At 58.8% G+C, this 19,569-nt stretch carries 15 protein-coding genes and 1 pseudogene; 9 read left to right on the forward strand and 7 right to left on the reverse strand.

Annotated elements, in window-relative coordinates; all coding sequences use genetic code 11:
* Positions 1–93: 93 nt before the first annotated feature.
* Positions 94–1,446, reverse strand: coding sequence for a 23S rRNA (uracil(1939)-C(5))-methyltransferase RlmD (gene rlmD, locus BMZ32_RS13060; protein ID WP_090242648.1), 1,353 nt, complete (start codon positions 1,444–1,446; stop codon positions 94–96).
* Positions 1,446–2,342, reverse strand: coding sequence for a cysteine synthase CysM (gene cysM / locus BMZ32_RS13065; protein ID WP_090242650.1), 897 nt, complete (start codon positions 2,340–2,342; stop codon positions 1,446–1,448). The genes rlmD and cysM overlap by 1 nt, the downstream gene beginning before the upstream one ends.
* A 151-nt stretch (positions 2,343–2,493) precedes the next feature.
* Here cysM and BMZ32_RS13070 point away from each other — a divergent pair, with 151 nt between their 5' ends.
* The 4 genes from BMZ32_RS13070 to BMZ32_RS13085 are packed head-to-tail and all read left to right on the forward strand — an operon-like array spanning position 2,494 to position 7,141.
* Complete coding sequence (locus BMZ32_RS13070) at positions 2,494–5,244, forward strand: ATP-binding protein (protein ID WP_090242652.1); 2,751 nt, start codon at positions 2,494–2,496, stop codon at positions 5,242–5,244.
* 35 nt (positions 5,245–5,279) lie between these two features.
* The gene (locus tag BMZ32_RS13075; RefSeq protein ID WP_090242654.1) at positions 5,280–6,272 is read left to right on the forward strand and encodes a 2-hydroxyacid dehydrogenase; all 993 of its coding nucleotides are present in this window, start codon (positions 5,280–5,282) and stop codon (positions 6,270–6,272) included.
* Positions 6,273–6,299: 27 nt separating this feature from the next.
* The gene (locus BMZ32_RS13080; protein WP_090242656.1) at positions 6,300–6,740 is read left to right on the forward strand and encodes a hypothetical protein; all 441 of its coding nucleotides are present in this window, start codon (positions 6,300–6,302) and stop codon (positions 6,738–6,740) included.
* Positions 6,737–7,141 carry an META domain-containing protein gene (locus tag BMZ32_RS13085; RefSeq protein ID WP_090242657.1) on the forward strand — a complete coding sequence of 135 codons (405 nt, stop codon included), beginning with the start codon at positions 6,737–6,739 and terminating at the stop codon, positions 7,139–7,141. Before BMZ32_RS13080 ends, BMZ32_RS13085 begins: the two co-directional genes overlap by 4 nt.
* Before the next feature lie 60 nt (positions 7,142–7,201).
* On the opposite strand, the gene BMZ32_RS13090 is transcribed toward BMZ32_RS13085, so the two are convergent.
* From BMZ32_RS13090 to BMZ32_RS13105, 4 genes are all read right to left on the reverse strand, one after another.
* Positions 7,202–7,963, reverse strand: a complete 762-nt coding sequence (locus BMZ32_RS13090) for an amino acid ABC transporter ATP-binding protein (protein WP_090242659.1) — start codon at positions 7,961–7,963, stop codon at positions 7,202–7,204.
* A gap of 11 nt (positions 7,964–7,974) precedes the next feature.
* On the reverse strand, positions 7,975–9,072 hold the full coding sequence (locus BMZ32_RS13095; protein WP_090242661.1) for an amino acid ABC transporter permease: 1,098 nt from the start codon (positions 9,070–9,072) through the stop codon (positions 7,975–7,977).
* Positions 9,073–9,081: 9 nt separating this feature from the next.
* On the reverse strand, positions 9,082–10,266 hold the full coding sequence (locus BMZ32_RS13100; protein WP_090242663.1) for an amino acid ABC transporter permease: 1,185 nt from the start codon (positions 10,264–10,266) through the stop codon (positions 9,082–9,084).
* Between the two features lie 100 nt (positions 10,267–10,366).
* The gene (locus BMZ32_RS13105; protein ID WP_090242665.1) at positions 10,367–11,395 is read right to left on the reverse strand and encodes an amino acid ABC transporter substrate-binding protein; all 1,029 of its coding nucleotides are present in this window, start codon (positions 11,393–11,395) and stop codon (positions 10,367–10,369) included.
* 476 nt (positions 11,396–11,871) lie between these two features.
* Here BMZ32_RS13105 and BMZ32_RS13110 point away from each other — a divergent pair, with 476 nt between their 5' ends.
* The 5 genes and pseudogenes from BMZ32_RS13110 (at position 11,872) to rhlB (ending at position 18,277) form a co-directional block, all read left to right on the forward strand.
* Complete coding sequence (locus BMZ32_RS13110) at positions 11,872–12,531, forward strand: alpha/beta hydrolase (protein WP_090242667.1); 660 nt, start codon at positions 11,872–11,874, stop codon at positions 12,529–12,531.
* A gap of 22 nt (positions 12,532–12,553) precedes the next feature.
* Complete coding sequence (locus tag BMZ32_RS13115; RefSeq protein ID WP_090242669.1) at positions 12,554–14,455, forward strand: acyl-CoA synthetase; 1,902 nt, start codon at positions 12,554–12,556, stop codon at positions 14,453–14,455.
* 194 nt (positions 14,456–14,649) lie between these two features.
* The gene (locus tag BMZ32_RS13120) at positions 14,650–15,588 is read left to right on the forward strand and encodes a GGDEF domain-containing protein (protein WP_090242671.1); all 939 of its coding nucleotides are present in this window, start codon (positions 14,650–14,652) and stop codon (positions 15,586–15,588) included.
* Positions 15,589–15,691: 103 nt separating this feature from the next.
* Positions 15,692–16,722: pseudogene (locus BMZ32_RS13125) on the forward strand (dipeptidase).
* A 112-nt stretch (positions 16,723–16,834) separates the two neighbouring features.
* Complete coding sequence (gene rhlB / locus BMZ32_RS13130; protein ID WP_090243068.1) at positions 16,835–18,277, forward strand: ATP-dependent RNA helicase RhlB; 1,443 nt, start codon at positions 16,835–16,837, stop codon at positions 18,275–18,277.
* Between the two features lie 208 nt (positions 18,278–18,485).
* Here the strand turns inward: rhlB and dinB are convergent, their stop codons facing one another.
* A complete protein-coding gene (gene dinB, locus BMZ32_RS13135; RefSeq protein WP_090242673.1) occupies positions 18,486–19,547 on the reverse strand; it encodes a DNA polymerase IV in 1,062 nt (353 codons plus the stop codon).
* Positions 19,548–19,569 lie beyond the last annotated feature (22 nt).

Below are 19,569 nucleotides of genomic sequence, written 5' to 3' on the forward strand. Positions count from 1 at the left end.
CTTAAGGCGCAATCCCTGTGCACCCCTGCTGCATCGAGAGTAGAGCGGCCCTAGTAAGCCAAGCAGCCTGCCACCATATCTCGATGCGTCTATCTACGGCCTAACAAACAGCGCCATCGCTTCGACGTGCGCGGTTTGCGGAAACATGTCGAGGATACCGGCCCGTTCAAGCTGATAGCCCTGCGTTACTAGCTCAGCGCTGTCGCGGGCCAGCGTCGTTGGATTACACGACACATACAGCACCCGCTTAACGCCTAACTCAGCCATTTGCTTGACCATTTGTAGGGCGCCATCGCGCGGCGGGTCCAGCAGCACGGCGGCGAAACCGCCCTGTGCCCAGTCAGCCTCAGCCAGCGGGTTGGACAGGTCGGCCTGGTAAAAGTGCGCGTTGCCCAGACCATTGGCTTCGGCATTTAGTGCAGCGCGCTCGACCATGGTCTGCACGCCTTCTACCGCGATTAATTCGCGCCCGCGCTGGGCCAGTGGCAAGGCAAAATTACCCAGGCCACAGAACAGATCCAGCATCCGCTCATCGGCTTGCGGCGCGAGCCAATCTAGGGCCTGGGCGACCATAGCGTCGTTGACCGCTTGGTTGACCTGAATAAAGTCCCCTGGCCGATAGGCCAGGCTGAGGTTGAAGGCATCCAGGCGATAACTCAGCTGCTGTTCGGCAACGAACGGCTGCGGCTCAGCGCTGCCCTGCAACCACAGTTGGGCATCCTGCGCGGTGCAAAATGCCTGTAAGCGTTCGAGGTCAGTCTCACTCAGTGCAGCGGTATGCCGCACCAACACAGCACTGTCGCTGCCGCTGAACAGCTCGATATGACCAATGGCCTGGGGTTTATCCAGCTCGCGCAATACCTGAGGTAGCGCGCGCATAATTGGTTGCAAAGGCTGTACCAGTACTGGGCAATCGCTAATAGCGATGATGTCCTGGCTGGCCGCTGCGCGGAAACCAACGTCTAAACGCTTGGCTTTATGGTCCCAACGCACGGCAATCCGCGCGCGACGGCGATACGCCAGCTCAGGACCGACCAGCGGCGCGGCCCACTCACGCGGTTCAAGGTTAGCCAGACGGCTCAGCTGCTCGGCGAGCATGCGCTGTTTTAGGGCAAGCTGATCGGCCTGCGCCATGTGTTGCAGGCTGCAGCCGCCACAGACTTTGGCGTGAACGCAGGCCTCATTACGGCGCTCGGGACTGGCGGTAAGAATGCGCTCGACCCGCGCCTCGACCACTTTGCCATGGGCACCCAGCACCCGCGCCTCGATCTGCTCACCGGCCAGCGCACCGCTGACAAACCAAGTCCGCCCCTCAATAAAACCGATACCACGGCCATCGTTGGACAGGCGCTCGATGAGCAGTTTTTGCTTTTTGCCAACCGGCACCTGCGGCGCACGGGAACCACCACTGGGTTGAAAGCGTAGACCGCCGTCTTTCTTAGCCATCAGTTACTCGGTGCGGCGTAAATGCCGCTGGACAGGTAACGGTCGCCACGATCGCAGATAATTGCCACCATCACCGCATTCTCGACTTCCTGCGACAACCGCAGCATGGCCGCCACCGAACCGCCGGAAGACACACCACAGAAGATGCCCTCTTCGCGCGCCAGGCGGCGCATCACCTCTTCGGCTTCCTGCTGGCCCATGTCGATAATGCGATCAACCCGCTCTGCCTGATAAATCGACGGCAAGTACGCCTGCGGCCAGCGGCGGATTCCAGGAATCGACGCGCCTTCCATCGGCTGCAGACCGACGATCTGCACGTCAGGATTCTGCTCTTTCAAGAAGCGCGACACCCCCATGATGGTGCCTGTGGTGCCCATGGAGCTGATGAAATGGGTGACCTGCCCGCCCGTTTGCTGCCAGATTTCCGGCCCGGTACTGGTGTAGTGAGCAATCGGGTTATCGCCATTGGCGAACTGATCGAGGACCTTACCCTTACCATCAGCCTGCATCTGCAAGGCTAGGTCGCGCGCCTCCTCCATCCCGCCCACCAGAATCAACTGCGCGCCATAGGCCGTCATCGCCGCCTTGCGTTCGGCGGTGGAGTTGTCCGGCATGATCAGCACCATGCGGTAGCCCTTGATCGCCGACGCCATGGCCAGGGCAATCCCGGTATTGCCGCTGGTGGCTTCAATCAGCACATCACCAGGGCTGATATCACCGCGCAACTCGGCGCGGCTAATCATCGACAAGGCCGGGCGGTCTTTTACTGAGCCCGCCGGATTGTTCCCTTCAAGTTTCAGCAGCAAGGTATTGCGGGTGTTACCCGGCAAACGTTGCAGGCGAACCAGTGGGGTGTTGCCGACGCAATCGGCGATAGTTGGGTAATGCAGGCTCATGGCGAACAAGGTGATCCAGAAGCAAAGAAGGCGCTCATGATACCGGCAAACCACCCTCGGCTATATAACCGACCCGCTTTGCACGACAGCATTTGCCAAGAGAGCAGGCGCAAACGCTAAACTGCTGCCACGTCGGTACAGGAGTCAGCGCGTGATAACGGATTTAGGCATCAAAGGCCGGGTGCTCATGCTCACCCTACTGCCCACTAGCCTGTTGGCACTGGTGCTCGGTGGCTATTTCACCTGGATGCAGTTATCCAGCTTGCAGGAGCAGCTGCTGCAGCGCGGGCAGATGATCATCGAGCAACTCGCCCCCCTCGCCGCCCCTGCACTACAAAGCGGCGACGCCGAGCTGTTGCAGCGCATCGCCAGCCAGGCTCTCGAGCAGCCAGACGTTCGCGCCGTGAGTTTCCTCAGCGCCGAACGTAACGCCCTGGCCCACGCTGGGCCGAGCATGCTCAATCCTTCGCCAGCGACTGGCGAACAGCCGCTTGTGCAGAGCGGCAACCAGAACGCGACGCGATTTCTCCTGCCGGTGTATCAACAGCACCTGAGCTTAACCGGTAAGGCTATCAGCGCCCCTGGCACTCAGTTGCTCGGCTGGGTCGAGCTGGAACTCTCGCATCACAGCACCCTTATCATCGGCTACCGCAGCCTGCTCGCCAGCCTGCTGTTAATTGCCGCAGGACTGATGGTCACCGCCCTGCTTGCCGTGCGCATGAGCCACACCATCAACGAACCACTGCGGCGGATCAAACACGGCGTCGCCCAGCTCAAGGACGGCCACCTGGAAACCCGCTTGCCGCCACTTGGCAGCCATGAACTGGACGAGCTGGCGTCGGGCATCAACCGCATGGCCGAGTCCCTGCAGAACGCTCAGGAAGAACTGCAGCACAGTGTCGACCAGGCCACCGAGGATGTGCGGCAGAACCTGGAAACCATCGAAATTCAGAACATCGAATTGGACTTAGCGCGCAAAGAGGCCCTAGAGGCCAGCCGGATCAAATCCGAATTTCTTGCCAATATGAGCCATGAGATCCGCACACCGCTCAACGGCATCCTCGGCTTCACCAACCTGCTGCAAAAAAGCGAGCTGACCCCGCGCCAGCAGGACTATCTGGGCACCATCGAAAAATCCGCCGACAGCCTGCTGGCGATCATCAACGAGATCCTCGATTTTTCTAAAATCGAGGCCGGCAAGCTGGTCTTGGAAAATATCCCGTTCAACCTGCGTGATCTGCTCCAGGAAACCCTGACCATCCTTGCCCCGGCCGCTCACGCCAAGCAGCTGGAGCTGCTCAGCCTGGTCTATCGCGACACACCGCTGTCGCTAATCGGCGACCCACTGCGGCTCAAGCAAGTGCTTACGAACTTGGTGAGCAACGCGATCAAGTTCACCCGCGCCGGCACCGTCGTCATCCGCGCCATGCTCGAAGACGAAAGTGCCGACCGCGCGCAGCTGCGCATCAGCGTGCAGGACACCGGCATCGGCCTCTCCGATGAAGATTTGCGCGAACTGTTCCAGGCCTTCAGCCAGGCCGACAACTCACTGAGCCGCCAGGCGGGCGGCACCGGTTTGGGCCTGGTGATTTCCAAACGCCTGATCGAGCAAATGGGTGGTGAAATCGGAGTCGACAGCACCCCCGAAGAGGGCTCGGAATTCTGGATCACCCTGAGCCTGCCCAAGGCCCGTGATGATGCTGAAGACCTGCCACGCCCTCCACTGCTCGGGCGCCGCGTGGCGGCTCTGGAAAGCCACGACCTGGCCCGCCAGGCCCTGCAGCACCAACTGGAAGACTGCGGCCTGCAGGTCAGTGGCTTTGACAGCCTCGACAGCTTGCTCAGCGCGGTGGCCGAAGCCCGACATAGCGCTCAACCGATTGAGCTGGCGGTGCTCGGCGTCAGTACCCAGACCCTGCCGCCAGAGCGGCTTGATCAGCGCATATGGGAACTCGAACGCTTGGCCTGTAAAACCTTGCTGCTCTGCCCCACCACTGAGCAGTCGCTCTACCACAGCTTTTTGCCGGATGCGTACAGCCAGCTGCAAGCTAAACCCGCCTGTACACGCAAGCTGCAACGAGGCCTGACCGAGCTGATTAGCCCAAGGCAGAACCGTGCCGACTACAAACATACTGCGCCCAGCCGACCACCGCTGATTCTCTGCGTCGACGACAACCCGGCCAACCTGCTGCTGGTACAAACCCTGCTGGACGATATGGGTGCCCAGGTCAACATCGCCAACAGCGGCTTTGAAGCCGTGAAAAAAGCCGCTGAGCAAACCTTCGACCTGATCTTTATGGACGTGCAAATGCCTGGTATGGACGGTCGTCAGGCCACCGAAGCGATTCGCCAAGCGGAAAACCAACACAACCAAAGCCCGGTACCGATTATCGCGCTGACCGCCCACGCCCTCGCCAACGAAAAACGCGCGCTGCTGCAAAGTGGCCTGGATGACTACCTGACCAAACCCATCAGTGAACGCCAATTGGCCCAGGTGGTGCTCAAGTGGACCGGCCTAGCCCTGCGTAGCCAGAGCAGCGAGCACACCGGTATCAGCACGACACATAACAACCTCAGCGTACTGGATGCCAACGAAGGCCTGCGCCTGGCCGCCGGTAAAGCGGATCTGGCCGCCGATATGCTGAGCATGCTGCTGGCCGGCCTGCCCGGCGACCGCCAGGCCATTCGCCAAGCCCGCGACAGCGGCGAACGCAACAGCCTGATTGAGCGCGTACACCGCCTGCACGGGGCCACTCGCTATTGCGGCGTGCCGCAACTGCGCGCCGCTTGCCAGCGCAGCGAAACCCTACTGAAACAGAACGACCCAGCCGCCCAACAAGCCTTGGATGAGCTGGATGCAGCCATCGAACGGCTGGCTCAGCACGCTCAGGTCGGCGCTTGAGTCAGGGCGATTGAAATCACGAGTCGAGGAACTTCATGCGCATCATTCTGTTCAGCAGCAAGCCCTATGACCAACAGAGCTTTGACGCCGCGGGGTTTCCTGACGACTGGAAATTGAGCTTTCAGGAAGCCCACTTGCGCGAGGACAGCGCCGGCCTAGCCGCCGGTTACGAGGTGGTATGCGCCTTTATCAATGACGACCTCAGTGCAGCGGTATTGCAGCAACTCGCGGCAGGCGGCACCCGACTGATTGCTCTGCGCTCCGCCGGCTACAACCATGTCGACCTGCACGCTGCGCAAGCCCTCGGCCTGACCGTGGTGCGGGTGCCCGCGTACTCACCGCATGCCGTCGCTGAGCATGCGGTGGCGCTGATCATGACCCTCAACCGGCGCACCCACCGCGCCTTTAACCGCACCCGCGAAGGCGACTTCTCCCTGCATGGGCTGATCGGCTTCGACCTGCATGGCAAACACGTCGGCATCATCGGCGCCGGGCAAATCGGCCTGACCTTTGCGCGGATCATGGCCGGCTTCGGCTGCCAGCTGATGATCCATGACCCGCAGCCGGTTGCTGATCTACCGGTGGGCGCGCGCCAAGTCGAACTGGATCAACTACTCGAAGGCAGCGACATCATCAGCTTGCACTGCCCGCTCAACACCGCCACTCACCACCTGATCGACGCCGCGCGCTTACAACAAATGAAGCGTGGCGCCATGTTGATCAATACTGGGCGCGGGGCCTTGATCGATACACCGGCACTGATCGGCGCGCTGAAAAGTGGGCAACTGGGCTACCTGGGCCTGGATGTCTATGAAGAAGAGGCCGAGCTGTTCTTCGAGGATTGCTCCGAACAACCGCTACAGGATGATGTGTTGGCGCGCCTGCTGAGTTTCTCCACTGTACTGATTACTGCGCACCAAGCTTTTCTCACCCATGAAGCCTTAGCCGCAATTGCCGGCACCACCCGCGACAATGTCGCCGCCTGGCTGGCCAACTCGCCGATCAATCAGCTACTTCCTGCCGCGTGATAGCATTTACGTCTATTTGGAGGATCCATGGCTGAACACGACTTTCGCTACAACCTGCTCAACCCCGAGCACACCCTGATCGAATGCCGCGCGCTGACACCCGGCCGCTATCAGGTCACTGGCAATGGCGGCTCGATCCAGAGCGGCGACACCCTATTGGTTACCCTCAAAGGCAGCCGCGAGCTGTCCATGCGCCTGCTGGCCGACAAGGTTCGCCACCTGATCAACCCACGCGGCCAGTGGGTAGCCGTGGCCACCGGACCGGTGTTCGGCGAACTGGCCATCTTCAATTGGCAGGTCAATTGCGACAGCTGCAAGACCCAGCTGGACTTCGAGTTCGCAGTCGATGCCGCGCTCGGCAAAAAAGCCCAAGCGCCAGCCGCCGAAGCACGGATCAAGGAACTTGGTTGGCAGTCGAAAGCCGCCAAGCACTTGTGCCCTAAGTGCATTAACCAGGAGGCTCCATGAACCGCACATGGACTATCGGTCTACTGGCTGCAAGCCTTGCAGGCTGCGCCACATCCTCGCCGCAACTGCAAACCGAACAGACCTACCAAGTGGAATGGATAGGTGAACGTCCACTGATCGACAGCAGTCACCTAACCATCACCCTGGGGGATGATGGTCGCGCCTATGGTAACGCGGGCTGTAACCACTGGTTTGCCGGCTATACCCTGACAGGCGCGCAGATCAGTTTCAGTGCCGCAGGCAGCACGCGTAAAATGTGCGCACCGGCGCTGATGGAGCAGGAAGCGCGCTTTCTCGAGAACCTAAGCACAGTGCAGCGCTGGGACTTCTCCGCCACCGAGCAACTGCGTCTGTGGCCTGCAGAAGGCAAGCCGCTTCGCTTATGGCCAGAAGACAGTTAAGCCCCCACACCCCGCATAAAAAAGGGAGCCCGAAGGCTCCCTTTTTATAACAGCTGTAAATCAGTGGATTATCTGACTGAGGAACAGCTGGGTCCGCTCGTTCTGCGGGTTAGTGAAGAAGGCTTCTGGCTCATTTTCTTCAACGATCTCGCCTTTATCGAGGAAAATCACCCGGTTCGCCACGGTACGGGCAAAGCCCATCTCATGGGTTACACAGAGCATGGTCATGCCGTCTTCAGCCAGGCCAACCATGGTATCGAGTACCTCTTTGACCATTTCTGGATCGAGGGCCGAGGTTGGCTCGTCGAAGAGCATAATTTTCGGTTTCATACACAGCGCACGGGCAATCGCCACACGCTGCTGCTGGCCACCGGACAGCTGCCCGGGATACTTATGGGCTTGCTCTGGAATGCGTACGCGCTCCAAGTAGTGCATGGCCACTTCCTCGGCTTCGCGCTTGGGCATCTTGCGCACCCACATAGGCGCCAGGGTGCAGTTCTGCAGCACGGTGAGGTGCGGAAACAGATTGAAGTGCTGGAACACCATACCCACTTCGCGACGCACGGCCTCGATATGCTTAAGGTCGTGGGTCAACTCGGTACCGTCGATAATGATGCGGCCCTGCTGATGCTCTTCCAAACGGTTAAGGCAGCGAATCGCGGTGGACTTGCCCGAACCAGATGGGCCACAGAGCACGATACGCTCGCCCTGCTGCACACTCAGGTTGATGTCCTTGAGTACGTGGAATTGGCCGTACCACTTGTGCACACCTTCCATGAGGATCATCGGCTCGGCGCTGGTTTGTTTGATTGCTTCAGGCATTGAAAGGTCTCCTAACGCTTATGGCCGGTGTCCAGCTTGCGCTCCAAATGTTGGGAGTAGCGGGACATACCAAAACAGAAAATCCAGAAAATTAGTGCAGCGAATACGTAGCCTTCAGTGGCCATGCCCAGCCAAGCCGGGTCGGTGGTGGCTTGTTTGATGCTGTTGAGCAAGTCAAACAGACCGATGATGATCACCAGGCTGGTGTCCTTGAACAGCGCAATAAAGGTGTTAACGATCCCGGGGATCACCAACTTCATGGCTTGCGGCAGAATCACCAAGCCCATCGTTCGCCAGTAACCCAGGCCCATGGCCGCAGCGGCTTCGTACTGACCTTTGGGTATTGCCTGAAGCCCACCGCGCACCACTTCAGCGATGTAGGCCGACTGGAACAGAATCACCCCGATCAATGCCCGCATCAGCTTGTCGAAACTCATACCCTCTGGGAGGAATAGCGGCAGCATCACCGAAGACATAAACAGCACAGTGATCAGGGGTACGCCACGCCAGAACTCGATAAAGGTTACGCAGATCACCCGGATGGCAGGCATATCCGAACGCCGCCCCAGCGCCAACACGACACCCAGCGGCAAAGCGCCTGCAATACCGACAGCAGCAATCACCAGGGTCAACATCAGGCCACCCCAACGGCTAGTAGACACCGTTGACAGGCCGAAGAAACCACCGTGCAGCAACCAATACGCCACCAGCGGGTAGACCACCAAGAAAACCAGGCCATAAAACGCTTTACGTGGTATCTGCGGAATGAATAGCGGGGCGGCACCGATCACCGCCAACCACAGGGTCAGGTCAACGCGCCAACGCAGCTCGGTCGGGTAAAAACCGTACATGAACTGACCGAAACGTTGCTGCACAAACACCCAGCACGCCCCGCCGCTGGTGCAGTCGGCACGGGTAGTACCGGTCCAGTCGGCATCGATCAAGGCCCACTGAATCAGTGGCGGCACAATCAGCCAGACCAAATACGCAGCGAACAGCGTTAGTAGCGTATTGAACCAGCTGGAAAATAGGTTGGCACGCAGCCAACCGACTACACCAACGCTCAGCGCGGGTGGCGGTAAATCAGGTTTAAACGTATGAATTTGCATGGCTGCTCCTTACCGCTCGATCAGCGCAATGCGCTTGTTGTACCAGTTCATCAGCATGGAAATACTGATGCTGATCGCCAGGTAAACGCTCATGGTGATGGCAATCACCTCGATGGCTTGTCCGGTCTGATTGAGTACCGTACCGGCGAACAGCGAGACCATGTCCGGGTAACCGATACCGGCAGCCAGCGAGGAGTTCTTCGCCAGATTCAGGTATTGGCTGGTCAGCGGCGGAATAATTACCCGCAGTGCCTGCGGAATAATCACCAGACGCAAGGTCTTGCCAGCAGGAAGGCCCAAAGAGCGCGCTGCCTCGGTTTGCCCATGATTGACGGCCTGGATACCGGAACGTACGTTTTCAGCGATAAAAGCGGCGGTGTAGATGGTCAACGCCAAGGTCAACGCCATCAACTCAGGAATCAGCACCCAGCCGCCCGTAAAGTTGAAGCCAGTAAGCGCCGGCATACTCCACTGCAACGGATTGCCGCCCAGCAGAATCGCCAGGCCTGGCAGCCCGATCAGCAGGGGGATCGCCCCCAAAGAAACCGGGAACAACCGGCCGGTGGCCTCAAAACGCGCCTTCGACCAACGCGACAGCAGCATCACACCAATAATCGCCACAATCACCGCGCCAGCAAACAGACCGAAGTTATCCCCCGGGCTTGGCGCTGGCATATACAGGCCACGGCTGTTGAGGAAAAACGTCTCGCCCACGCCCATGCTTTGCCGCGGCCCTGGCAGGGAGAGCATCACCGCGAAGTACCAGAAGAAAATTTGCAGCAGCGGCGGGATATTTCGGAAGATTTCGATGTAAACGGTTGCCAGCTTGCTGATCAACCAATTGGGCGACAGACGCGCCACCCCCAGAAGGAAACCTAATAGCGTCGCCAGGACAATACCAATCACCGACACCAACAAGGTGTTGAGCAGGCCCACCACGAAAACACGCCCATAGGAGTTGCTTTCGTCGTAGTCGATCAGGTGCTGGGCGATGCCGAAGCCGGCGCTGTTATTGAGAAAGGAAAAACCAGAGGTAATCCCACGCTTCTCTAGGTTGGTCTGGGTGTTGTCAAACAGAAACCAGCCGAGCGCCACAACAGCGATAACGGCAAGAATTTGAAATAGCCAGGCACGTGCCTTGGGGTCGGTCCAGACCGATCCACCGGGGCGCGGGGCATTTGCAGTGGTTTGCATAGGAGCCCTCTTGGACTTTCATGCCCGCGACGGCGGGCATGAAAGTCACATCAATCAGAACAATGTCAGCCACTCAGGGCGAGTGGCTGACAGCAGACGGTCAGCGCACCGGCGGTGCGTATTGCAGACCACCTTTGTTCCACAGGGCGTTGAGGCCACGTTCGATCTTCAGCTGGCTGCCGACACCGACGTTACGCTCGAAGCTTTCGCCGTAGTTACCAACTTGCTTAACGATCTGAACGGCCCAGTCTTTCGGCAGTTTTAGGTCTTTACCAAACTCACCTTCGGCACCGAGCAGACGTGCTACGTCGGGGTTTTTAGTGGATTTGGCTTGCTCTTCAACGTTGGCCGAGGTGATGCCCAGCTCTTCGGCGTTGACCATCGCGTACAGCGACCAGCGCACGATGTCGAACCACTCTTCGTCACCCTGGCGTACAACCGGACCCAGTGGCTCTTTCGAGATCACTTCCGGCAGCACTACATAGGACTCAGGATCAGCCAGCTTGATGCGCTGTGCATATAGCTGCGACTGGTCGGAGGTCAGCACGTCACAACGGCCTGCTTCAACCGATTTGGCGCTCTCGTCGGAGGTGTCGTAAGTGATGGGGGTGTACTTCAGGTTGTTAGCACGGAAGTAGTCGGAGAGGTTCAGCTCGGTCGTGGTACCTGCCTGGATGCAGACAGTCGCACCGTCGAGCTCCTTAGCGCTGGAAACGCCGAGCTTCTTGTTAACCAGGAAGCCTTGACCGTCGTAGTAGTTAACGCCGGCAAAATTCAGGCCCAGGCCGGAATCGCGCGAGCTGGTCCAAGTGGTGTTACGCGAAAGGACGTCGACTTCGCCAGACTGCAACGCGGTGAAGCGCTCTTTGGCGGTCAACGGGCTGTACTTAACCTTGGTTGCATCGCCGAACACCGCAGCAGCAACTGCACGGCATACGTCAACGTCGAGGCCCATGTAGTTACCTTTCTCGTCGGCGTAGGAAAAGCCAGGCAGACCATCGCTGATGCCGCACTGAACAAAACCTTTCTTCTGGATTGCGTCCAAAGTAGCGCCAGCTTGAGCAAAACTGCTGACGCCAAGTACAGCGGCGGTGGTCAGTACTGCCAGTGTGGATTTCACCATCTTCATTAAAACCTCCAGTTGCTTTTGTTGTGTTTGGAGTCTCGGTTCTACCACCGTACCCTTATGGGGCTCGTTGAGCGTGTCGGCAGCAACACACACAACCGGGATCGAAACCTTGGTTCAAGTCTAGTTGCCGATTGCTCCAACGGCCATAAACTCTCACCCGCCCATTATTTGAATGAGCTAGAGACACATAGCAAGTGACTTTTCGTACAGCCTGCAATGCCTGGCGAACCCGTGAAGCGCCGTTTAAAGGCGACTCACTCTCCACGCCCAGTTGGGTGGCACTGTTACCACGACCAGACAACATCATCAGTCTCACAGGTACATAGCAAGGGCCGTACCAGTCGCGCCCATCAAGCTAAAAACAGGTAGATCAAGAGCAAAACTTTCAACCTGGCGACATCTTCTTTCCATAATCACCACAGCCTATTTTCTATCTCGCACTAAATCAGTGCAATCGCACCACAGCGGAGCCTCAGATGAGTGAACCCTTGATCCTTCAGCCCACACTTGCCGCCGACGCGTGCGTCATTTGGTTGCACGGCCTCGGTGCCGACCGTTATGACTTTATGCCCGTCGCCGAAGCCTTGCAGCAGCGTTTGCCCAGCACCCGCTTCGTTCTGCCGCAAGCACCGACCCAGGCAGTCACCATTAATGGCGGCTACGCCATGCCCAGCTGGTATGACATTTTGGCTATGAGCCCAGCCCGCGCGATCAACCGCGAGCAACTGGAAGCTTCAGCCCAGCAAGTCATCAACTTGATCGAAGCGCAGCGCGACAGTGGCATTGACCCGGCGCGGATCATTCTCGCGGGCTTTTCCCAAGGCGGCGCGGTGGTGCTGCACACCGCCTTTCTGCGCTGGCAGTTTGCCCTAGGCGGGGTAATAGCCCTGTCGACCTACGCACCCACCTTCGGCGACGACATCAGCCTGGCAGATACAAAAAGACAACTGCCGGTGCTGTGTTTGCATGGCACATTCGACGACATCGTACTGCCGGCCATGGGCCGAGCAGCCCATGACTACCTGAGCGCCTCCGGCGTCAGCGTGCAATGGCGTGACTACCCGATGGGCCACGAAGTGGTGAATGAGGAGATTCGCGACATTGCCGATTGGCTGGAGCAACGCTTAAACAGTTGACTGCCTGCAAGCGAGAACGCCTATGCCTGCCATCCCCGCCATCAAAACCCTGCGTGACATCCAGCAGATCGAGCAAACCCCACTGGCAGAGCGCAACCTGCCGGCCAGCACCTATGAGTTGATCCGCCGCAGCGCAGTGCGGCAACCTGATGCGCCGGCGCTGTCGTTTATCCTTCAAGGCACGGCTGATGAGGCGGCATACCGCCTCACCTACGGGCAACTGCTGGGCAAGATCAACCAGACCGCCAACGCCTTCCATCGCCTGGGCCTGCGCCCAGGTAAGGCAGTGTCGTTTCTGCTGCCGAACCTGCCGCACACCCATTTCACCATCTGGGGGGGTGAAGCGGCCGGGATCGTCAATGCGATCAACCCACTGCTCGACCCGGAGCATATCGCCGAGTTGATCCAGGCCTCGGATTCAGAACTTCTGGTCACCCTCGCCCCCTTCCCCGGCACCGACTTATGGGCCAAGGTCGAAGGCCTGCGCGAGCAACTGCCTAACCTCAAGGCAATTATCTGCGTGGACATGGCCAACCTGTTGCCGGAGCCGCAGCGCAGTTCACTCAAGACGCAACGCGGCCCTCTGCCCGATGGCGTACTGGACTTCGACGAGCTGATTGCCGGTTGCCCGGACGACCACCTGGAAAGCGGCCGCGTTATCGCCCCTGACGACATTGCCAGCTACTTCCACACCGGCGGCACCACCGGCACGCCGAAACTTGCGCCGCATAGCCATGGCAATGAAGTGGCCATGGCCTTCAGCATGAACTTGGTGACCGACTTTGCACCCGGCGATGTCACCCTTTGCGGCCTGCCGTTGTTTCATGTCAATGGCGTGATTGTCACCGGCCTTACCGCGTTTATTGGCGGGGCCGAAGTGTTGCTGGCCACACCTCAGGGTTACCGCAACCCAAACCTGATCAGCAATTTCTGGGCGATCATCGAACGGCACAACGTCAGTTTCTTCAGCGGCGTACCGACTATTTATGCTGGCCTGCTGCAAGTGCCTAGCAAAGGCTATGACCTCAGCTCGCTGAAATACGCCCTGTGCGGTGCCGCGCCAATGCCAGTGGAACTGATCCGTCAGTTTGAGAGCAAAACCGGGCTGACCCTAATCGAAGGCTACGGTCTGACCGAAGGCACCTGCGGCAGCAGCGCCAACCCGCCCGCTGGTGAGCGGCGCGCAGGCTCCATCGGCCTACCGATGCCGTATTGCGAAGTGGCCATCAAGGTACTCGATGAGCAAGGCAACTATTTGAGGGATGCCGCGCACAATGAAATCGGCAACCTGTGCATCCGCGGCGCCACTGTATTCAAGGGCTACCTGCAGACCAGCAAAAATGCGGGCATCTGGGTCGACGATAACTGGTTTAACAGCGGCGACCTGGGACGCGTGGATGCCGACGGTTATATCTGGCTGACCGGCCGCAGCAAGGACCTGATCATCCGCGGCGGCCACAACATCGACCCGCAGATGATCGAAGAAGCCCTGCACAAACACCCTGCCGTAGCCATGGCGGCGGCGGTCGGCAAGCCGGACGAAAAGGCCGGTGAACTCCCCGTGGTGTATGTCCAGCTCAAGCCCGGCGCACAGGCCAGCGAGGCTGAGCTACTGGCGCATGCCGCCGAACATATCCCCGAGCGCGCGGCGATCCCTAAGGACGCCTGGATCATCGAGGCTATTCCATTGACTGCCGTTGGAAAAACCTTCAAACCAGCGCTGCGCTTCGACGCCATCGCTCGCGTCTACCAAGCAGCACTGGCGGAGCTGGATCAACGCCTGCGCGTTGAAGTACTGAGCGACGATAAACGCGGCCAGGTCGCGCACATCTATTTGCCCGCAGGCCAAACTGCCCTGGCAGACGCCGTGTCTCAGCGCCTGGGCGGCTTTGCCGTCGCCATAGAATTGCATCCAGCCGAGTAAGCAATAGCCTGGGACTGGGATTGCGCCGCAATTGTGACCAACCATTCAACTTTATACCGCTGGTCGCCCGAGTGTAAGACAAGGATTGTCAGCCCTCAGGCAGCGGCATAAGGTCAAACACGGTAATCGTCCGAACAACAGGGAGCGTTAACGATGCCCCGTTCACCCAACACACCATTTCGCCCGTCGAGCAGATGAAAAGCGCCCCTTGGCAGGCCGACCTGCAACAGCTGCGCCAGCTGCGTTTGTTCAATAACGTTGCCGCCAGCAGCATTGATCAGTTGCTCAAAGATTTTCTCGCCTGCGACTTGGAAACTAGCGAAGTGCTGCTCTCGCCCGCCAATCGCAACCAATACCTTTACCTGCTGCTCAAAGGCCAACTCAAAGTCTACCTCGGCTCGCTCGACAGTCAGCCGGTGAGCACCCTGAAAGTCGGTGACTGCGCCGGTGAAATCAGCTTTATCGACAATGAACACCCGTCTGCCTTTGTCGTCGCAACCGAACCCTGCTGCGTGCTGCGTTTACACCGCGAATCGTTATTCAACCTGTTCCGCCAATCGCCTGAGCTGATGCAAAATCTGCTCGAACTGCTCTGCGACCGCGTACGCCAAGGCAACCGGATCATTCTCGACAGCGAACAGAACGCTAATATTGATGCACTGACCGGAGCCTACAATCGCCGTTGGCTGGAACATATTTTCGAGCGCGAGAGCACTCGCAGCGCCTTCAATGGCAAGCCCCTGTGCATGCTGATGCTGGATGTCGACCACTTCAAAGCCTACAACGATCAGCACGGCCATCTCGCCGGTGATTATGCCTTGTGCATGCTGTCCAATACCTTACACAACCAGCTACGGCCCAAAGACAGCCTGACCCGCTTCGGCGGTGAAGAATTCGTCATTTTGCTACCAGAAATCAGCGCCGATGAGGCCCGCAGCATTGGCGAACGGCTGCGCACAGCCATGAGCCAGATCAGCTCATTTCATTCGCCAATTGGCGTACAGCCAGGCGTAACCGTGTCCATTGGTCTCGCGCAAATGCAGCCGAAGGACAGCTTACATGGCCTTATTGCTCGCGCCGACAGCGCGTTGTACCAAGCTAAGCAGCAAGGTCGCGACTGCCTCTGCGGCTGAATATGCCGACTACAAGCTGCAGCGCGGTGCTGCTGTGGCACGCCTCTCCCTCACTCTTGCTAGAGTGCTGCGCACAATAACAATGCTCGGATGGCACGTTTCTATGCGCAAGCTTCTTATTGGTCTGTTGATTGTCTTGCTGATTGCTGTAGAGGCTGTATTGGCCCTGCCTTCATTGCTTGATCGCAAGATGAACAGCGTCGAAGTCCCCCCCCTTACCCCACCAGCGCGCCGGCCAAGCAACTGCATCAACAGTTGTTTATCGCGGACTTGCATGACGATGTACTGCTCTGAGGACGAAACTGACAACATCACCCTGCTAGCCATGGCCCAACGCTGGCCTCGGGAAACCTGGAACAGCCTGCTACAACGCGCCCTGTACCAGGCGCATAAACTCAACGAGGCCAGTGCCAACAGCGATGGCCGCCTGGTACTGATCAAAAACCGTAGCGACCTGGCCCGCTTTGTCAGCGCCTGGCAACAAGACCCGCAACGCGTAGCGGCAATCCTCGCCACCGAAGGTTTACAGCCGATCCAAGGCAAGCTGGAGAACGTTGATGCACTCTACCAGGCCGGTTTTCGTATCGCTGGCCTAACCCACTTTTTCGATAATGAAGTTGGCGGCTCCGCCCATGACCTGGAAAAAGGCGGCCTTACGCCACTTGGCCGCCAGGTGATCAAGCGCCTGGAAGCGAAATCCATGCTGATCGACCTGGCTCACGCCTCTCGCCCACTAATCGATGACGTGCTGGGCATGACCACGCGCCAGTACTGGTCTCGCACACCGGCGTCGAAGGTATCTGCATAGGCACCCGCAACCTGAGTGACAAACACCTGCAGGCCATCGCAGCCACCGGCGGAGTAATCGGCATCGGTTACTGGGATGCTGCTGTCTGCCCCACCTCCGGCGCGGCCATCGTCAATGCCATCCGTTATACAGTCGACAGGGTTGGCGTCGAGCACGTGGCGCTAGGTTCGGACTTCAATGGCACCATTCATGCGCCCTTTGACGTAACCGGCTTGCCACAATTGACCCAAGGCCTGCTCGAAGCCGGCTTCAGCCACGCCGACATTGCCGCCATCATGGGCGGCAATGTGCAGCGCCTGCTCCTAAGCAGCCTACCAAGGGACTGAAAGTACTCATAATTTCCCGCCACCAGGCAGGATCTGGCGCGGCACTACGCCGCGCCGGCTTCTTGCATTACACTGGCGGCTGTTCACTCCTTAACCAATTGATGAGATGACCGTGCTCAAAGCACTTAAGAAAATATTCGGCAAAGCCGAGGGCGAGCAATCCAGCCCACTCACACCAACGCCTGTAACGCCCAGCGCGCAGCGCGTCCAGCATGACGCCACCGCTGAAACTCCCAGCCGCAGCGCTGCACCACGCGAGAGTAAAAGCGTGGAAAGACCGTTACCGAGCAAGGAAAAACCGGCGAAACCACGCCGCGAACGTGCTGCAAAACCGATAGATACCTGGAAACTGGAAGACTTCTCTGTAGCACCGGCCGAGGGTAAAACCCGCTTTCATGACTTCAAGCTCTCGCCCGAGCTGATGCACGCCATCCATGACCTTGGCTTCCCTTACTGCACGCCGATCCAGGCGCAAGTGCTGGGCTACACCCTCAACGGCCGCGACGCCATCGGCCGCGCCCAGACCGGCACAGGCAAGACCGCTGCGTTTCTGGTCTCGATCATTACCCAGCTGCTGCAAACGCCTCCACCGAAAGAACGCTATATGGGCGAACCACGAGCGCTGATCATCGCGCCGACCCGTGAGCTGGTGGTGCAGATTGCCAAAGACGCCGCTGACCTGACCAAGTACACCGGCCTCAACGTGATGAGCTTTGTTGGCGGCATGGACTTCGATAAACAGCTCAAACTGCTTGAGTCGCGCTTCTGCGATATTTTGGTAGCAACACCAGGTCGCTTGCTCGACTTCAACCAGCGCGGCGAAGTGCACCTGGACATGGTCGAAGTGATGGTGCTGGACGAAGCCGACCGCATGCTCGACATGGGCTTTATCCCCCAGGTACGTCAGATCATTCGCCAGACCCCAGTGAAGAGCGAACGTCAGACACTCTTGTTCTCAGCCACCTTCACCGAAGACGTGATGAACCTGGCCAAGCAATGGACCACCGACCCGGCCATCGTCGAGATCGAACCGGAAAACGTCGCCAGCGAGACGGTCGAGCAGCACGTCTATGCCGTCGCTGGCAGCGACAAGTACAAGCTGCTGTACAACCTGATCAGCCAGAACGACTGGATCCGCGTGATGGTCTTCGCCAACCGCAAAGATGAAGTGCGGCGCATCGAAGAACGCCTGACCCGCGACGGTATCAGTGCTGTGCAAATGTCTGGCGACGTACCACAGCACAAACGCATCCGCGCGCTAGAAGGCTTCCGCGAAGGCAAGATCCGCGTGATGGTCGCCACCGATGTAGCCGGTCGCGGCATCCACGTCGATGCCATCAGCCACGTGATCAACTTCACCCTACCGGAAACACCGGACGACTACGTACACCGTATCGGTCGTACCGGTCGTGCCGGCAGTAGCGGCACCTCAATCAGTTTTGCCGGCGAAGACGATGCCTACGCCCTGCCAGGTATCGAAGCACTGCTGGGCCGCAAGATCGCTTGCGAAATGCCGCCTGACGAGCTGCTCAAGCCGGTGCCGCGCAAGAACTGACACGCGCGCAACTATTAAAGGCGAAGCCCTGCGGCTTCGCCTTTTTTATGGCTGTGTGTTTGAGCAGCTGCTGCCAGCGGCTTCCGTCCGGAGGAGGCACTTTAGCAGCGATAAAACCTTCAAGTCGCTGCATCCCTTTGATGGTGCTTGCTGGGCTTCGCTCAACACCAACCTGTCAGATGCATGCGACCTGCACGGACACACATCGTTAGGGCGCAAACAACTCCAACTGCTCATGCTTAACGCGCAGGTCATACAAGCGCACGCCAACGCCCAGCAGGCGCACTGCCTTGTTGCCTCGGGCAAAAGCCGCGCTGAGCAGCCGCTTGTAGCTGTCCAGGTCACGCCGCGCTCCAGCCTGCTCCAGGGTGGTCTGACTGAAGTCATGAAACTTGATTTTGACGAAGGGTTTGTCCGGCCGATAAGTCGGATCGAGCAGCGCCATGCGCGTTTCCAGCTGCGCCAGCAACGCGGGCAGCTGCTCAAGGCAAGCGGCCAGATCGGGCAAGTCCTTGTCGAAGGTATTTTCCACGCTGACCGACTGCCGTCGGCTGTCGTTACGTACCAGGCGCTCATCAATGCCATAGGAGAGCCCCCACAGACGCTCGCCGAAACTGCCGAATTCCTTGACCAGCGCCAGCTTGCTCCACGCTCGCAGATCGCTGCAGGTGCGAATACCCAAACGCCCGAGCTTGTCAGCCGTGACCTTGCCCACGCCATGCAGCTTACTCACTGGCAAAGCGGCGACAAACTCCTCCACCTGATCTGGGGTAATCACAAACAGGCCGTTGGGCTTCTTCCAGTCACTGGCGATCTTGGCGAGGAACTTATTCGGCGCGACGCCCGCAGAAACAGTGATGTGCAGCTCCTGCGACACCCGCCGACGAATATCCTGGGCAATGCGCGTAGCGCTACCGGCAAAGTGCTGACTGTCGCTTACATCTAAGTAGGCCTCATCCAGCGATAAGGGTTCGATCAACTCAGTGTAATCACGAAAAATCGCCTGAATCTCTCGCGACACCGCCCTGTAAGCCTCCATGCGCGGCTTGACGATCAGCAGGTCGGGGCACAATTTCAGCGCCTGGCCTGAGGCCATCGCAGAACGCACGCCATAACTGCGCGCCTCATAATTACAGGTGGCAATTACCCCACGCCGATCCGCCAAGCCGCCGACTGCCAGGGGCTTGCTCGCCAGACTCGGATCATCACGCATCTCGATTGCGGCATAGAAACAATCGCAGTCAACGTGGATGATCTTGCGGCTGTTCATAGTCAACGCCGTCAACCCTGCA

The organism is Pseudomonas guineae (assembly GCF_900113745.1).
GTDB classification, from domain to species: Bacteria; Pseudomonadota; Gammaproteobacteria; order Pseudomonadales; family Pseudomonadaceae; genus Aquipseudomonas; species Aquipseudomonas guineae.

Coding starts and splice junctions, on each gene's coding strand:
- BMZ32_RS13105 (WP_090242665.1), bottom strand. CDS start 11,395: ATGAAGATGGTGAAATCCACACTGGCAGTACTGACCACCGCCGCTGTA.
- cysM (WP_090242650.1), bottom strand. CDS start 2,342: ATGAGCCTGCATTACCCAACTATCGCCGATTGCGTCGGCAACACCCCA.
- BMZ32_RS13090 (WP_090242659.1), bottom strand. CDS start 7,963: ATGCCTGAAGCAATCAAACAAACCAGCGCCGAGCCGATGATCCTCATG.
- BMZ32_RS13115 (WP_090242669.1), top strand. CDS start 12,554: ATGCCTGCCATCCCCGCCATCAAAACCCTGCGTGACATCCAGCAGATC.
- BMZ32_RS13120 (WP_090242671.1), top strand. CDS start 14,650: ATGAAAAGCGCCCCTTGGCAGGCCGACCTGCAACAGCTGCGCCAGCTG.
- BMZ32_RS13085 (WP_090242657.1), top strand. CDS start 6,737: ATGAACCGCACATGGACTATCGGTCTACTGGCTGCAAGCCTTGCAGGC.
- BMZ32_RS13075 (WP_090242654.1), top strand. CDS start 5,280: ATGCGCATCATTCTGTTCAGCAGCAAGCCCTATGACCAACAGAGCTTT.
- BMZ32_RS13080 (WP_090242656.1), top strand. CDS start 6,300: ATGGCTGAACACGACTTTCGCTACAACCTGCTCAACCCCGAGCACACC.
- dinB (WP_090242673.1), bottom strand. CDS start 19,547: ATGAACAGCCGCAAGATCATCCACGTTGACTGCGATTGTTTCTATGCC.
- BMZ32_RS13100 (WP_090242663.1), bottom strand. CDS start 10,266: ATGCAAACCACTGCAAATGCCCCGCGCCCCGGTGGATCGGTCTGGACC.
- BMZ32_RS13110 (WP_090242667.1), top strand. CDS start 11,872: ATGAGTGAACCCTTGATCCTTCAGCCCACACTTGCCGCCGACGCGTGC.
- BMZ32_RS13095 (WP_090242661.1), bottom strand. CDS start 9,072: ATGCAAATTCATACGTTTAAACCTGATTTACCGCCACCCGCGCTGAGC.
- rlmD (WP_090242648.1), bottom strand. CDS start 1,446: ATGGCTAAGAAAGACGGCGGTCTACGCTTTCAACCCAGTGGTGGTTCC.